Annotated in this window: 13 protein-coding genes; 7 read left to right on the top strand and 6 right to left on the bottom strand. The window is 69.8% G+C overall.

Features of this window, described 5'->3' with window-relative positions; all coding sequences use genetic code 11:
- Window positions 1-724, top strand: a 724-nt coding sequence (locus HOV91_RS21475) for a hypothetical protein (protein WP_217440979.1), incomplete at its 5' end; no start/stop codon positions are given.
- Between the two features lie 7 nt (window positions 725-731).
- Here HOV91_RS21475 and HOV91_RS21470 read toward each other — a convergent pair.
- Entirely contained in the window at window positions 732-1,700 is a 969-nt protein-coding gene (locus tag HOV91_RS21470) for a DUF389 domain-containing protein (protein ID WP_174187200.1), read from the bottom strand.
- 74 nt (window positions 1,701-1,774) lie between these two features.
- Window positions 1,775-3,568: an aspartate--tRNA ligase gene (gene aspS / locus HOV91_RS21465; protein ID WP_174187199.1), complete on the bottom strand. Its 1,794-nt coding sequence runs from the start codon at window positions 3,566-3,568 to the stop codon at window positions 1,775-1,777.
- 188 nt (window positions 3,569-3,756) lie between these two features.
- On the opposite strand from aspS, the gene ypfJ reads away from it, so the two are divergent.
- Together ypfJ and HOV91_RS21455 are read left to right on the top strand one after the other, a co-directional pair.
- Window positions 3,757-4,680, top strand: a complete 924-nt coding sequence (gene ypfJ / locus HOV91_RS21460) for a KPN_02809 family neutral zinc metallopeptidase (RefSeq protein WP_174187198.1) — start codon at window positions 3,757-3,759, stop codon at window positions 4,678-4,680.
- A 116-nt stretch (window positions 4,681-4,796) separates the two neighbouring features.
- Window positions 4,797-5,333 carry a hypothetical protein gene (locus tag HOV91_RS21455; protein WP_174187197.1) on the top strand — a complete coding sequence of 179 codons (537 nt, stop codon included), beginning with the start codon at window positions 4,797-4,799 and terminating at the stop codon, window positions 5,331-5,333.
- A 75-nt stretch (window positions 5,334-5,408) separates the two neighbouring features.
- On the opposite strand, the gene HOV91_RS21450 is transcribed toward HOV91_RS21455, so the two are convergent.
- Together HOV91_RS21450 and HOV91_RS21445 are read right to left on the bottom strand one after the other, a co-directional pair.
- On the bottom strand, window positions 5,409-7,022 hold the full coding sequence (locus tag HOV91_RS21450; RefSeq protein WP_174187196.1) for a hypothetical protein: 1,614 nt from the start codon (window positions 7,020-7,022) through the stop codon (window positions 5,409-5,411).
- Entirely contained in the window at window positions 7,019-7,348 is a 330-nt protein-coding gene (locus HOV91_RS21445; protein ID WP_174187195.1) for a type VII secretion target, read from the bottom strand. The genes HOV91_RS21450 and HOV91_RS21445 overlap by 4 nt, the downstream gene beginning before the upstream one ends.
- Window positions 7,349-7,560: 212 nt before the next feature.
- Here HOV91_RS21445 and HOV91_RS21440 point away from each other — a divergent pair, with 212 nt between their 5' ends.
- The 4 genes from HOV91_RS21440 (at window position 7,561) to HOV91_RS21425 (ending at window position 12,800) form a co-directional block, all read left to right on the top strand.
- Window positions 7,561-8,565 (top strand): NAD-dependent epimerase/dehydratase family protein, encoded by a 1,005-nt coding sequence (locus tag HOV91_RS21440; RefSeq protein ID WP_174187194.1) that lies wholly within the window; start codon window positions 7,561-7,563, stop codon window positions 8,563-8,565.
- A gap of 31 nt (window positions 8,566-8,596) precedes the next feature.
- On the top strand, window positions 8,597-9,613 hold the full coding sequence (locus HOV91_RS21435) for an Rv2578c family radical SAM protein (protein ID WP_174187193.1): 1,017 nt from the start codon (window positions 8,597-8,599) through the stop codon (window positions 9,611-9,613).
- Between the two features lie 110 nt (window positions 9,614-9,723).
- Complete coding sequence (locus tag HOV91_RS21430) at window positions 9,724-11,724, top strand: 2-oxoacid:acceptor oxidoreductase subunit alpha (protein WP_246350506.1); 2,001 nt, start codon at window positions 9,724-9,726, stop codon at window positions 11,722-11,724.
- Window positions 11,721-12,800 carry a 2-oxoacid:ferredoxin oxidoreductase subunit beta gene (locus HOV91_RS21425; protein WP_174187192.1) on the top strand — a complete coding sequence of 360 codons (1,080 nt, stop codon included), beginning with the start codon at window positions 11,721-11,723 and terminating at the stop codon, window positions 12,798-12,800. Before HOV91_RS21430 ends, HOV91_RS21425 begins: the two co-directional genes overlap by 4 nt.
- Before the next feature lie 33 nt (window positions 12,801-12,833).
- Here HOV91_RS21425 and HOV91_RS21420 read toward each other — a convergent pair whose 3' ends face one another.
- Window positions 12,834-13,838 (bottom strand): malate dehydrogenase, encoded by a 1,005-nt coding sequence (locus tag HOV91_RS21420; protein WP_174187191.1) that lies wholly within the window; start codon window positions 13,836-13,838, stop codon window positions 12,834-12,836.
- 116 nt (window positions 13,839-13,954) lie between these two features.
- Window positions 13,955-14,602: a hypothetical protein gene (locus HOV91_RS21415; protein WP_174187190.1), complete on the bottom strand. Its 648-nt coding sequence runs from the start codon at window positions 14,600-14,602 to the stop codon at window positions 13,955-13,957.
- Between the last annotated feature and the right edge of the window lie 31 nt (window positions 14,603-14,633).

Here is a 14,633-nt window from a genome sequence, read left to right as displayed (position 1 = left end):
CCCCAGCTACGGACCGCAGGGCACCGGGCCGGGCTGGGCGCCGCCCGGCCCCGCGCAGGCCCAGGAACCGGTCTACGGCTACCAGCAGGTGCCGGTGGGGCCGAGCACGCTGGACGTCGGTCAGGCGCTGAGCTACGGATGGGCGAGGTTCCGCGCCAATCCGGGGGCGTGGGTCGGGGTGACCGCGGTGGGCGTGGTCATCTACCTGGCGTTCCTGCTGGTCGTGCAGCTCACCGATCCGACGACCATGCTGCCGTTGCTGCTGCTGTTCCTGGCGGTCATGGCCGCGATATGGCTGCTGCAGGCGGCCATGGTGCGCGGAGCGCTGTTCGAGACCGACGGCACACCTCCCCCGTTCGGCGCCTACTTCCGCTTCATGAACGCGGGCAACGTGCTGCTCACCGCGCTGCTCGCGTTCACGCTGACCTTCCTCGGCTCGGCGATCTGCCTGCTCCCCGGCCTGATCGCCGGCTGGCTGTGCATGTTCTCGCTGCATTTCGTGGTCGATCAGGATCAGGGTCCGTTCGAGGCGCTCAAGTCCAGCTTCACGCTGGTGGTGGCCAACGCCTGGCAGGTGCTGCTGCTCGCGCTGGCGGTGCTGGTGGTGACCTTCCTCGGCCTGCTGCTGTGCGGTCTCGGCCTGCTGGTCGCGGGCCCGGTCGCCACCATCGCGGTGACCTACGCCTATCGCACGCTCACCGGCGGCACCGTCGCCGCATACTGAAGCCCGGTCATCCGCCGACCCGGGCGCGCGTCCCGATCCACCGCTTGAATCGCCCCACCGGTCCGGCCTCGCTGCCCGCGCGAGGCCGGAGCGCGAGAACCACTACCCCGGCCACGACGATGCCCGCCATGTTGACAGCCAGCTGACCCGCCGACAGCCATGCCACCCGCCACTCGCCCAGAGTCGCCGCGAAGACGGCGAATCCGGCCGCGGGCACGGTCGTCACCGAGATGAACACCCCGACCAGCGCGGCCGATTTCGCGGTGACCAGCGACAGCATGCCCGCCGCTCCCGCCAGGAGCGCGACGACCAGGGAGAACGGCCCGACCTGGTAGATGAAGTCGACATCGTCGATGCTCGACAGCCCGTCGACGGTGATCCAGCCGAACTGCTGCCATACCACTGTCGCCAGCAGCGTGACGACCATCGCCACCGGGAAGCCGACCGCGAGCGCGAACGCCGATCGCCGGACCAGCTGAAAATCCTTGCGCACCATCGCCACCGCGAAGGCGGCCAGCGGCCCGAATTCCGGGCCGACGACCATCGCCCCGACGAGGGTCACCGGCGAATCGGTCGCGACGCCGACAGTGGCGAGCAGGCAGGCGATCGTCAGGAACGCCAGGAACGTCGCGCTGAGGCTGGACTCCTCGTGGGTCTGCGCGAGCAGTTCCTCCCACACCACCGCGTCGCTCGGATCGCCGGGCGCCTCGTGCACGGCACGCTCCCCCGCGTCCGACAGGACCGTCTCGACCGGTGTCAGCGTCAAGCCGCCGGACCGGCAGACGCCCAGCGCGGTCAGGTCGTCCAGGACGTCGTTGGCGGCCTCACGGGCCACGTCCGCCTGCACCAGATCGCCCTTCGGCTCCAGCGCGACACCGCGTGCCAGGGTCACGTGCGTGACCCCGGGATCGGCGGCGAGCACCGCGAGCACCGCGTCGGTGATCTCCGGCGGGCTGATCAGGCGCAAGTGCAGCAACGGATGTCCTCGCGATCGACGTCCTCGGGCAGGGACGCGGCTGACCAGAAGGTACCGTCCGCGCGGGGGCTCCGCTACGACGCGGTCTCGGCGGCGGCAGCCTTCTTCTGCTCCGGCTTGGCGTACAGACCCGCCTCTTTGCGCTGCTGCTCGGTGATCGGCGCGGGCGCGTCGGTGAGTGGGTCGACGCCGCCGCCGGTCTTCGGGAACGCGATGACCTCGCGGATCGAGTCCTCCCCCGCCAAGAGCGCGGTGACCCGGTCCCAGCCGAAGGCGATGCCACCGTGCGGCGGAGCGCCGAAGGCGAAGGCGTCCAGCAGGAAGCCGAACTTCTCCTGCGCCTCCTCGTGGCTGATCCCCATGACCTCGAAGACGCGTTCCTGCACGTCGCGGCGGTGGATACGAATCGATCCGCCACCGATCTCGTTGCCGTTGCAGACGATGTCGTAGGCGTAGGCCAGTGCCGAACCCGGATCGACGTCGAAAGTGTCCAGCGACTCCGGCTTGGGTGAGGTGAAAGCGTGATGCACCGCGGTCCACGCGGAGTGGCCCACCGCCACGTCGCCGCTCGCGGTGGCCTCCACGGTCGGCTCGAACAGCGGAGCGTCCACGACCCAGACGAACGACCACGCGTCCTCGTCGATGAGCCCGACCTTGCGGGCGATCTCCACCCGCGCCGCGCCGAGCAGCGCCCGCTGCGCCTTCGGTGCGCCTGCGGCGAAGAACACGCAGTCGCCGGGGACCGCGCCGACGTGCTTGGCCAGCCCCTCGCGCTCGGCTTCGCTGAGGTTCTTCGCCACCGGCCCGCCGAGCGTGCCGTCCTCGTTCACCAGGATGTACGCCAGCCCCTTGGCGCCGCGCTGCTTGGCCCATTCCTGCCAGGCGTCGAGCTGGCGCCGCGGCTGACTCGCGCCGCCCGGCATGACCACCGCGCCCACGTAGGGCGCCTGGAACACCCGGAACGGGGTGTCGGCGAAATAGTCGGCGCACTCGGTGATCTCCACGCCGAAGCGCAGGTCGGGCTTGTCGGTGCCGAAACGGCGCATGGCCTCGGCGTAGGTCATGTGCGGGATCGGGGTCTGGATCTCGTAGCCGACCAGCTTCCACAGCGCGACGAGGATCTCCTCGGCCAGCAGGATCACGTCCTCCTGGCGCACGAAGCTCATCTCGATGTCGAGCTGGGTGAACTCGGGCTGGCGGTCGGCGCGGAAGTCCTCGTCGCGGTAGCACCGCGCGATCTGGTAGTAGCGTTCGATGCCGCCGACCATGAGCAGCTGCTTGAACAGCTGCGGGCTCTGCGGCAGGGCGTAGAAGCTGCCCGGCTGCAAACGGGCAGGCACCAGGAAGTCACGCGCGCCCTCGGGCGTGGACCGGGTCAGCGTCGGGGTCTCGACCTCGACGAATTCGTGGCGGGCGAGCACCTCGCGGGCGGCCGCGTTCACCTTGGACCGCAGCCGGATGGCGTGTGCGGGGCCTTCGCGGCGCAGGTCCAGGTAGCGGTGTTTCAGGCGCGCTTCCTCACCGGGCTGCTCGTCCAGCTGGAACGGCAACGGAGCGCTCTCGTTCAGCACCTCGAGCTCGGTGACGTTCACCTCGATCGCGCCGGTGGGCAGCTCGGGGTTCTCGTTGCCGCTCGGCCGCGCTTCGACGGTGCCCGTGACCCGCACGCAGTACTCGGCACGCAGCCGGTGCGCCTGTTCGGCGGGTTCGCCCTCGCGGAACACCGCCTGCGCGACACCCGACGCGTCGCGCAGATCGATGAAGATCACCCCACCGTGGTCCCGCCGCCGGGCCACCCAGCCGGTGAGAGTGACGGTTTGACCGGCATGCTCGCTTCGCAGCGAACCAGCCAAGTGGGTGCGCAGCACGGGGTTCCTTTCGACGACTCGGCACCGGGCGCGGTGTGACCAGGTGCGAGACCATCGTAGTGAGACACATTCCCCGAGTGGAAACTGATATCGCCGCGCCCGTGCCAAGCTGTATTCGCGGGAGCGTGCATCGAGTTCGTACGACCGAGGGCGCGCGGCCCCGACGGACAAGCGAGAAAGCGACGACGATGACCTTCAACGAGGGCATGCAGATCGATCCGGACCGGGTTTCCTCCGGCGGTCCCGGCCTTGGCGGCAAACTCGCGCTGGGCGGCGGTGCGGGCGGACTCATCGTGCTGGTCCTGACGCTGCTACTGGGTGGCGACCCCGGCTCCATCCTCGGCGAGTTCACCGGCTCGCCCGGACAGACGCAGACGCAACCGGGCACGGCGGGCACGCCGAGTCATTGCAAGACCGGCGCGGACGCCAACAAGTACGTCGACTGCCGGGTGGCGCTCACCGCGCAGAGCCTGGACGCGGTGTGGTCGGCCGAGTTGCCGAAGCAGGCAGGAAAGCGCTATGCCGAGCCGAAAGTCGTGCTCTTCTCCGGCGCCACCTCGACCGGCTGCGGCAACGCCACCAGCGACGTGGGCCCGTTCTACTGCCCGGCCGACCGGACCGCCTACTTCGACACCAGCTTCTTCCAGGATCTGGTGGATCGCTTCGGCGCGAGCGGCGGTCCGCTCGCACAGGAATACGTGGTGGCGCACGAGATCGGCCATCACATCCAGAATCAGCTCGGCGACCTCGGCCGGGCACAACGCGATCCCCGCGGTCCGGAGTCCGGCGCGGTCCGCACCGAATTGCAGGCCGACTGCTACGCGGGCATCTGGGCGCATTTCGCGGACAAGCAGCCCGCGCCCGGCAGCGACCAGCCTTTCCTGCGGCCGCTGTCGGACAAGGACGTCGACGACGCGCTGTCGGCGGCCGCGGCGGTCGGCGACGATCGCATCCAGCGCGCGGCGCAGGGCCGGGTGAATCCCGAAGCCTGGACACACGGCTCGTCCGAGCAGCGCCAGAAGTGGTTCCTCGCCGGTTACCGCACCGGCCAGGTCCGTGCGTGTGACACCTATTCGGCACAGGATCTGAACAATCCGCCCGCGCTGCGGTAGATCCGGATCGGACCCGACCCAGCGCGCCGGTACCGCCAGGGCCGGCGCGCTGTCATGATCTACGGCAGTCCGCCTGCGCCGCAGGCGAACACGGACAGCACCGGAAGATGGGATCGATGCGAGTTACGAAAGCTGTTCTGCTGGTTGTGCTGCTGATCGTCGCGGCGGGCTCGGGCGCCGCCACGGCCGACCCGGCCCTGGATCGCCCCAGTGCGCTACCGCCGATCGCCGCACCGTTGGCGTTGTTCACGCTGACCACCATCCCCGACGGTTGGCAGGCCCGCACGGATCTCCGTCCGCAACTGGAGATCTTCGCCGACGGCCGTGCGGTCAGCAGCCCCGATGCCGTGGCCGCCGATCGCCGTCCCGACACTCCGCCGAAGCGGATCGACGGTCGCATCCCGCCCGACGTGCTGAGCGCCGCGCTGGCCGAGACCAACGCGTTGGCCACGGCGGACCTCGGTGTGCCGAGGCCCATCGATCAGAGCAGCCGGATCATCGACTACATGCCCCAGTCACCGGCGCAGGACGTGCATCTGGTGGTGTACTCCCCGGAAACCAGCGAGGGGCTCGGCGCCGAGCAACAGGCCGCTCGCAAACGCTTCGCCGACCTCTACAAGAAATTGCTCGACGCGTTCGTCCAGGACAACTGACATTCGCTCGTCACGCGGCCCGAACGGCAACGATCCGTTCGGGCCGGGTGCCGCGAACCAATGCCCAGGGCCGGGTCAGAACTGGTCCTGTTCGTAGTCCGAACTGATGATCTCGTCCGAGTGCGTCGCGCCGATGACGTCCGGCGTGGATTCGCCGAGCGGTCCGGTGAGGTCGTCGTTGCCGGTGGGGCTCTGGTAGGGCTGCACCGTGCGCGAGTGCTCCTCTTCGTTGCTCCGCTGCCCGGCGGCGGCCGGGCCGCCCATGAAGCTGCTCGACCCGGCCGGTGTGGTGCCTGCGGGTGTGCCGGTACCCAGCGAGACACCGGGGACCCCGGCGACGGAGCGAATCGGCGGAACAGTGGTACCGGGCAGGCCGCTCGCTTTGGGCACCGAGGGCGTGCTCGGGCTTCCGGACCGGTTGGGGCTGCTGCCGAGCAGTCCGCTGGGCACACCGTTGTTCGAACTCGGGCTGTGCGTGTTGTACACCGACGACGGCGTGGTCGTCGGGCTCGACGTCCCCGGCGTGACGGAGTCCAGGCCCGCCGCCTTCGTCGCGGTATCCGACGCGGTCGACTGCGCCTGCTCCAGGATCGGCTGGCCGACGTTCTGCGCCAGCGCCTGCGCCACCTCCTGGGGCGCGGGACCGCCGCCCGGCGCGACCAGCTGCTGCACCATGCCGCTGAGCTCGGCGGTCTTGCCCGCCAGATCCCCGCGGGTGGCGTTGACCACGCCCACGGCGTTGCCCAGGTGCTCGGTGGCCGAGGCGATCAATGCCGCCTGCGCGGGCGGGGTGAGGATCACCGGCGCGAACGCGGTGGCCTGGGTGGCGAACGACGACGCGATGCCGAGCAACTGGGCATTGCCCTGCTGCACCACCGCGGCGGCCCGCTGGGTGATCTCGGAGATGTCGATGCCGCGCTTGCCGGTCTCCTGGCCTTCCACGTTCGCCTGCTGGCTCGCGGCCTGGGCATTGCGGGCGGCCTGGCTCTGCCACAGCTGGTCCACCGTGCTGATGCTGCCCTTGCCCACCTGCATGGCCATCTCGATGACCTTGGAGGACTGGCTGAGGATCGCGGTGGGATCGAACGCGCCGATCACACCGGTGCCGAAGCTGCCGAGCAAGTCCAAGATCGGCTTCATCAGCAGGTCGACGCCGGGCAACGCGGGAACCGCGACGCCCTGCATGAGCGCGGCGACCGGGTCGGCGGGCAGCGCGGGCAGCGACTCGGCGGGGGCCGAAGCCTGGCTCACCGCGCTGGTGATCGCGCTCGGCGCGGCGGCGATCGTGCCGTCGAGCACCCCCTGCGCCTGCTGGAGCGCGGACTCGACCACCGGAGCCGCGATGTGCTCGACCGCGGTGTGCATATCGCCGAGCAGCGCGGACGCCTCGTACGGCAGGCCTGCTGCGTGCTCCGCGCCCGGCGCGCCGTTCAATCCGGGCATACCGGCGGGTATGGCGCCGGCCGACTGCTGATCCTCGGAGATCTTGCGCGACAGCACGAACGCGGGCGGCTCGATGGGCGGGAGATCTTCGGGCAGCTGCGGCAGCGGCACATCGAGCATCGCCTGGGCGGGGTTCTGCTGTAGCGCCTCGAGCACGCTCTGCTGGCCGATGGCGACGTTCTGTTCGGCCGCGTGCGCGACGGCCTCGTCCTGCGGCGCGATGACGCCGCTGTCCAGCGGTCTCATACCGCGCCCCCGATCTGGCCCGCGATCGACCCGAGCGCGCCCGCGTTGGACCAGTCGACGGCGTCGTAGGCCGCGGCGGCGCTGAAAGCCGACTCCGACAGCTTGGCGTACTTGGCCGACAGATCGTTGATGTCCTTGGCCTGCAACACTTGCGCCGCGGCGAACATCGCCAGGTAGTCCGCTCCGATCAAGCCGAACACCGGAACCAGCGCGGAGACGTTGCGCACCGCGTCGAAATTACCCGCCCCCGCGAGATCACCGGCGATTCCGGCGTTCGTGGCGGCGAACGCCCGGACCGCTTCGGTCTCTACCGAGAGATCACTCATCGAGTTGCCCCCCACATCGTCGTACAGATCTGCGTCATGAACTTGTCGTGATCCGCCGGCTCCCTGCCGAATCGGCAAGGGCCGCTACGGTTGCGCTCAATATAGCGGACCGTACCGGCATGTTACGAGCCCGAACGCGCCGCGGGACCGGACGAACCGGACCGAATTGGAACGTGTTGCAAATTAGAACAAGTTCTATATTCTCGACTTCCATGAAGGTCGCAGTGACCGGCGCAGCCGGCTACCTTGGCACGAATCTGCTCCGCCTCCTCACCGGTCGCGGCCACCAGGTCACCGCCATCGATCGGGCGATTCCCGACGAGCCGGCGGCGCCCGGCGTCACCTGGGTGCGGGGCGATGTGCTCGACCCCGCCTCGATGCGCGCCGCCCTGGACGGCGCCGAGGTGATCTACCACCTGGTCGCGGTGATCACCCTGGCCGAGAAGAACGACCTGGCCTGGCGGGTGAACACCGAGGGCGTGCGGGTGGTCGCCGAGGCCGCGCTGGCCGTCGGGGCACGCCGGATGGTGCACGCCAGCTCGATCCACGCGTTCGACCAATACAGCTGCGGCGGCCGGATCGACGAGAGCGCGCCGCGCTCGACCGACCCCGCACTGCCGGTCTACGACCGCTCCAAATGGGCGGGCGAGGTCGCGCTGCGGAAGGTGATCGATCAGGGCCTCGACGCCGTGCTGTGCAACCCCACCGGCGTCTTCGGCCCGCTGGACCACGGCAAACCGCTCTCGCGCATCAACCGGACGCTCAAGGACGCGGCGCTGGGACGCGTGCCCGCCATGATCGGCGGCGGCTTCGACCTGGTCGACGTGCGGGATGTCGCCGAGGGCTTGGTGCTGGCCGGAGAACACGGCCGCACCGGCGAGAACTACCTGCTCGGCGGAGCGATGATCTCGATGCTCGAACTGTGCCGCGTCGCCGCGGCGCACGGCGGCAAGCGGGGCCCGAGGTTCGCCATCTCCCCCAAGCTGGTGTCCGGCGTCATCCCGGTGCTGGCGCCGATCGGCAAGCTGTTCAATTCCGACATCGTCTCCAAGGCCGCGCTCGGCGCGCTGATCTCCGCGCCCGTCGTCGATCACGGCAAGGCCGAACGCGAACTCGGCTACCAGCCGCGCCCGCTCGACGACACGGTGCGTGACCTGGTCACCTTCTTCGCCGACCCGGCCCGGCTCACCCCGCCCGACACCAGGCAGATCGCTTGACAGCTCCTAGAACACATGTTCGACTGAGAGGGTGCGGTGGCAAAACCAGACCCTGGACGCCGAGGACGGCGCCTTGCCCGGGCTGTCCCGGGCCGGTCTGGTGCGCACCGTGCGGACGCCGGAGTTCGAGGGCATCACGTTTCACGAAGTGCTCTGCAAGAGCGCGCTGAACCGGGTGCCCGAGGGCGCGAACGTGCCGTTCCAATGGACGGTCAATCCGATGCGCGGGTGTTCGCACGCCTGCCGCTACTGTTTCGCGCGCGGCACGCACGAATATCTGGACCTGGACGCGGGCCGGGACTTCGATTCGCAGATCGTGGTGAAGACGAACGTCGCCGCGGTACTGCGCAAGGAACTCGGCAGGCGGTCCTGGCGCCACGAACCGGTGGCGCTGGGCACCAACACCGACCCTTACCAGCGCGCCGAGGGACGATACCGGTTGATGCCGGGCATCATTCGCGCACTGACCGAATCCGGCACACCCTTCTCCATCCTCACCAAGGGCACCCTGCTGCGCCGGGATCTGCCGCTGCTCACCTCCGCCGCCGGAGAGGTGCGGGTCCGCCTCGCGGTGTCCATCGCGATCCTCGACCAGGATCTGCACCGCAGCCTCGAGCCCGGCACACCGTCACCGCGCGCCCGATTGGACTTGGTGCGCGCGCTGGCCGACGCGGGGTTCGCGGTCGACGTCCTGGTCGCTCCGGTCATCCCCTGCCTCACCGACGGGCGGGCGCACCTGGACGCGATCTTCGGCGCGATCGCCGATGCCGGGGCGGACTCGGCGGTCGCGTTCCCCATGCATCTGCGCGGCAGCACGCGGGGCTGGTTCCTGTCCTGGCTGGCCGAGCACCATCCGGCGCTGCTGCGCCGGTACCGCCAGCTGTATCGCCGCGGAGCCTACGTCACGCCGGAGTACTCCGCCTGGCTGCGCGCGCGAGTCGCTCCGCTGCTGGCGGAGCACGGTCTGATGGCGCGCACGCGAGCCGAACCGGAGACACGACGCCGAACCACGCACACGACCGGCTCGCAACTGGCATTGTTCGCCTGACGCCAGCATCGCCGAATCTCGCCGGTCCGCGCGCTTCGGGGGCGCGCACCGCATTCGACGGAGTAGTTTGGCGATGGCACCTCTCAGCGACGAGGAAGTGAAGCAGGCATATGGTTTCACACCAAAAAGATGTCGGCACAGCGAAATTGGAAAAGGTCGTCATTCGGTTCGCCGGGGATTCCGGCGACGGAATGCAGCTGACGGGCGACCGCTTCACCCACGAGGCCGCCGCCTTCGGTAACGACCTGGCCACCCAGCCCAACTTCCCCGCCGAGATCAGAGCGCCACAGGGCACCCTGCCCGGCGTCTCGTCGTTCCAGATCCAGATCGCCGACCACGACATCCTCACCGCGGGCGACCAGCCCGACGTGCTGGTCGCGATGAACCCCGCCGCGCTCAAGGCGAACCTGGAGGATCTCCCGCGCGGCGCCACCGTCATCGTCAACACCGACGAGTTCACCAAGCGGGCGTTGGCCAAGGTCGGCTATCCCGCCGATCCACTCGCCGACGACACCCTGTCGGACTTCGTGGTCCACCGCGTTCCGATGACCTCGCTCACCCTCGGCGCCACCGAATCGACCGGAGTCGGCAAGAAGGACGCCCAGCGCGCCAAGAACATGTTCGCCCTCGGCCTGCTGTCCTGGATGTACGGGCGCCCGATCGGCGGCACCGAGCAGTTCATGCGGGAGAAGTTCGCGACCAAGCCGGACATCGCCGAGGCCAACGTGCTGGCGTTCCGGGCGGGCTGGAACTACGGCGAGACCACCGAGAGCTTCGCCACCACCTACGAGATCGCGCCCGCCGAGCTGCCGCCGGGCACCTACCGCCAGATCACCGGGAACACCGCGCTCGCCTACGGCCTGATCACCGCCGGTCAGCTGGCACGACTGCCGGTCTTCCTCGGCACCTACCCCATCACGCCCGCCTCGGACATCCTGCACGAACTGAGCAGGCACAAGAACTTCGACGTCACCACCTTCCAGGCCGAGGACGAGATCGCGGGAATCGGTGCGGCGCTCGGCGCTTCGCTCGGCGGCGCGCTCGGGGTCACCAGTACCTCCGGTCCCGGACTCGCGCTCAAGAGCGAGACCATCGGCCTCGCGGTGATGACGGAACTGCCGCTGATCGTGATCGATGTGCAGCGCGGCGGGCCGTCGACCGGCCTGCCGACCAAGACCGAGCAGGCCGACCTGTTGCAGGCGCTCTACGGCCGCAACGGCGAATCGCCGGTGGCGGTGCTCGCGCCACGCTCCCCCGCGGACTGCTTCGCCACCGCCGTGGAGGCGGCACGGATCGCACTCACCTACCGCACGCCGGTGCTGCTGCTGTCCGACGGCGCGATCGCGAACGGCTCCGAACCGTGGTCCATTCCGCGGGTGAGCGAGCTGGAGCCGATCGACCCGGCGTTCGAACCGGGAGGCGACGACGCCGACTCGTTCCAGCCGTACGCGCGCGATCCCGGCACGCTCGCGCGGCCGCTCGCCGTCCCCGGCACGAAAGGCCGCGCCCACCGGATCGGCGGGCTGGAGAAGGCCGACGGCAGCGGAAACATCTCCTACGACCCGGCCAATCACGAACTCATGGTTCGCCTGCGTCAGGCCAAGATCGACGGCATCGACGTGCCCGATCTCACGGTCGACGATCCGGACGGCACCGCCGAGCTGCTGGTGATCGGCTGGGGCAGTTCCTACGGCCCGATCGGGGAGGCGTGCCGACGCGCGCGACGGCGCGGCGTCGCGGTCGCCCATGCGCAGCTACGACATCTCAATCCGTTGCCCGCCAACCTCGGTGAGGTGCTGCGCCGCTATCGCGTCGTGGTCGCGCCGGAGATGAACGGCGGCCAGCTGGCCATGCTGTTGCGGGCGAAGTACCTGGTCGACGTGCGGCCGTGGACGAAGATCGCGGGCACCGCGTTCTCCGCCCAGGAACTGGTCGGGGTCATCGACGCGGCGCTGGACGGGTCGATCGAGGAGATGGAACAGAACAAGGTCTTCGCCGCGCGGGCGCGGGCCACTTACCGAACGCTGCCGGACGAAGTCCGTCCCGAGGCCCGCGCCGGACTTAGCGCGGGCCAGGCAGCCGTCCACCGCACAGCTGGGGGTGACGCATGACCATCGTGGAGACCTCGCTGGTCGGCACCGATCTGGGATTGACCGGAGTGTCCGGGGTGCCGTCCGCGGACGGACCGCAGAAGGTGAAGGACTGGACCTCTGATCAGGAGGTGCGCTGGTGCCCCGGCTGCGGGGACTACGTGATCCTGGCGACGGTGCGCGGCTTCCTCGCCGAACTCGGGTTGCGCAGGGAGAATCTCATGTTCGTGTCCGGGATCGGCTGCTCCAGCCGCTTCCCGTACTACCTGGAGGCCTACGGCCTCCACTCCATCCACGGTCGCGCGCCCGCGATAGCGACCGGTCTGGCGGTCAGCAGGCCCGACCTGTCGGTCTGGGTGGTGACCGGCGACGGCGACGCGCTGTCCATCGGCGGCAACCATCTCATCCACGCGTTGCGCCGCAACGTGAACATGACGATCCTGCTGTTCAACAACCGGATCTACGGCTTGACCAAGGGGCAGTACTCGCCGACGTCGGAGCAGGGCAAGATCACCAAGTCGACCCCGATGGGCTCGGTGGACCACCCGTTCAACGCCCTGTCGGTGGCGCTGGGCGCGGAAGCGACCTTCGCCGCCCGCGCGCTGGATTCCGATCGCGCGGGGCTGACCGAGGTGCTGCGCGCCGCCGCGGAGCACCGCGGCACGTCGTTCGTGGAGATCCTGCAGGATTGCCCGATCTTCAACGACGGCTCGTTCGACGCGCTGCGCCGGGACAACGCGGCGGACCATCTCATCCCGCTGCGGCACGCCGAGCCGATCCGTTTCGGCGCCGAGGGCGAATTCGCGGTGGTTCGCCGCGGCTTCGGGCTCGCGGTGGCCCGCACCGACAGTGTCGCGGAATCCGACATCGTCGTGCACGACGCCTACGCCGACGACCCGGAATACGCCTACGCGCTGTCCCGGCTGTCCGATCAAGGACTCGACCACGTCGTCACCGGCGTCTTCCGCAATGTCTCGCGACCCACCTACGACGACGGGGTGCGCTACCAGACCGAGACGGCCCGGGAAAAGAACCCTGTCGGTCCGGATTCGCTCCAGTCCCTGCTCACCGGGCCCGAGACCTGGACGGTCGGATAACCCGCCGCCCGTCCCCGGGCGCTGCGGGTCGGATCAGGCGCGCTTGGCGAAGCCGAGGTCGATGACGGCGTCGCGTTCCTGCTCCAGTTCGGCGACCGACGCCTCGATCCGGGGACGGGCGAGCTCGTCGAGTACCAGATCGGGCACGATCCGGTACTCGCCGTTCGCACAGGTGACCGGGAACGAGCTGATCAGCCCTTCGGGCACGCCGTAGGAGCCGTCCGAGGGCACGGCCATGGAGACCCAGTCGCCGTCGCGGGTGCCCCGCACCCAGTCGTGGATGTGATCGATCGCGGCGCTGGCCGCACTGGCCGCCGAGGACGCGCCGCGGGCCTGGATGATGGCGGTGCCGCGCTGCTGCACGGTGGGCACGAATTCGCCGGTGACCCAGGCCCGGTCGCCGATGAGGTCGAGGGCGGGACGTCCCGCGATGGTGGCGTGCGCGATATCCGGGTACTGGGTGGCGGAGTGATTGCCCCAGATCGCGACGCGGGCGATGTCGGCGGCGGGCGCACCGGTCCTCTTGGCCAGCTGCGCGATGGCGCGATTGTGGTCCAGCCGGGTCATCGCCGTGAAGCGCTCGGCGGGCACGTCGCGCGCGTTGCTCATGGCGATGAAGGCATTGGTGTTGGCCGGGTTGCCGATCACCAGCACCTTCACCTCGTCCGCTGCGCTGGCGTTGATCGCGGCGCCTTGCTCGGTGAAGATCGCGCCGTTGGCGGCCAGCAGATCCGAGCGTTCCATTCCGGCCGTCCGCGGCCGGGCGCCGACGAGCAGGGCGATGTGGGCGCCCGCGAAGCCGATCCACGGGTCGTCGCTGATGTCGACGGACTCCAGCAGCGGGAACGCGCCGTCGTCCAGTTCCATCGCGACACCCTCCAGCGACGCCACCGCGGCCGGGACCTCGAGCAGCCGCAGCCGCACGGGTGTGTCCGGGCCCAGCATCGCGCCGGACGCTATCCGGAACAGCATGCCGTAGGCGATCTGCCCCGCGGCTCCGGTCACGGTGACGGTCACGGTCCCAGCGGCGGTGCTCACGACGAACTCCTTGCGGTCGGCGGACTTCTGCTGCCAACCCTAGCCACTCTCACCGCCCTCGAAGGCCAACGGTGAGCTACCCGACAGTCCCGGCTCCGTGGCTCGGAGCCGGACGGTCAGCTCAGCGTGGCGACCTCGGTGTCGGTCAGCACGACCGGTGACACCGCGTCTTTGGCCCGCGCCAGCCGCACGGCGCGATACAGCGGCCGTTCTTCCAGCCCGGCGTCCCGCGCCTCGGCCCGCAACTGCTGCACCAGCATCTCGGAAACCGCTACGGCCGCCGCCAATTGGCTGGCCGACAGCGCGTCGGCGAGCCTGCGCAGACCGAGCAGGTGCAGTTCGCGACCGCTGCCCGCATCGGTGTACATGGCCAGCGGAACGACCTGCGCGACCTCCCCCGCGGTGACCCGCAGGGCGATCCGGCTCAATCTGGCCGGGAACACCAGGATCTCGACGCCGGTCGCCGCCGACATCTCCACCTGGCGTTCACCGAACAGCCTGCGGGCGTGAATCGTCGTTCCGGTCACCCACATCCGCCGCCGGCGCAGCGCGACGGCGTACAGGACGGTGGGCGCGCCGACGACGAGGCCGATGGCCGCGGCGATCGGCCAGCTCACCACGGTCGCGGCCAGCAGCGCCGCGCCGAGCCCGATGCCCGACGCGGCCAGCGCCAGACGGCGCAGCATCGGCGCGTACAGCTCCGGCGCGACCAGATCGAGCCCCACCGGTGCGAGCGCCTGCTGGTCATCAGGATTCGTGGACACTGCTCCGCTTTCTCGCGACTCCGATGCCGTC

The sequence above is a fragment of the Nocardia barduliensis genome, from assembly GCF_013315795.1.
Taxonomy (GTDB): Bacteria; Actinomycetota; Actinomycetes; order Mycobacteriales; family Mycobacteriaceae; genus Nocardia; species Nocardia barduliensis.
The sequence above is the reverse complement of the archived record's forward strand: the minus strand, read 5'-3'. Positions and strand labels throughout refer to the sequence as shown.

What these genes read in the sequence shown, in the direction of transcription:
- ypfJ (WP_174187198.1), top strand. Translation starts at nt 3,757, where the DNA reads ATGACCTTCAACGAGGGCATGCAGATCGATCCGGACCGGGTTTCCTCC.
- HOV91_RS21455 (WP_174187197.1), top strand. Translation starts at nt 4,797, where the DNA reads ATGCGAGTTACGAAAGCTGTTCTGCTGGTTGTGCTGCTGATCGTCGCG.
- HOV91_RS21450 (WP_174187196.1), bottom strand. Translation starts at nt 7,022, where the DNA reads ATGAGACCGCTGGACAGCGGCGTCATCGCGCCGCAGGACGAGGCCGTC.
- HOV91_RS21445 (WP_174187195.1), bottom strand. Translation starts at nt 7,348, where the DNA reads ATGAGTGATCTCTCGGTAGAGACCGAAGCGGTCCGGGCGTTCGCCGCC.
- HOV91_RS21440 (WP_174187194.1), top strand. Translation starts at nt 7,561, where the DNA reads ATGAAGGTCGCAGTGACCGGCGCAGCCGGCTACCTTGGCACGAATCTG.
- HOV91_RS21430 (WP_246350506.1), top strand. Translation starts at nt 9,724, where the DNA reads ATGGTTTCACACCAAAAAGATGTCGGCACAGCGAAATTGGAAAAGGTC.
- HOV91_RS21425 (WP_174187192.1), top strand. Translation starts at nt 11,721, where the DNA reads ATGACCATCGTGGAGACCTCGCTGGTCGGCACCGATCTGGGATTGACC.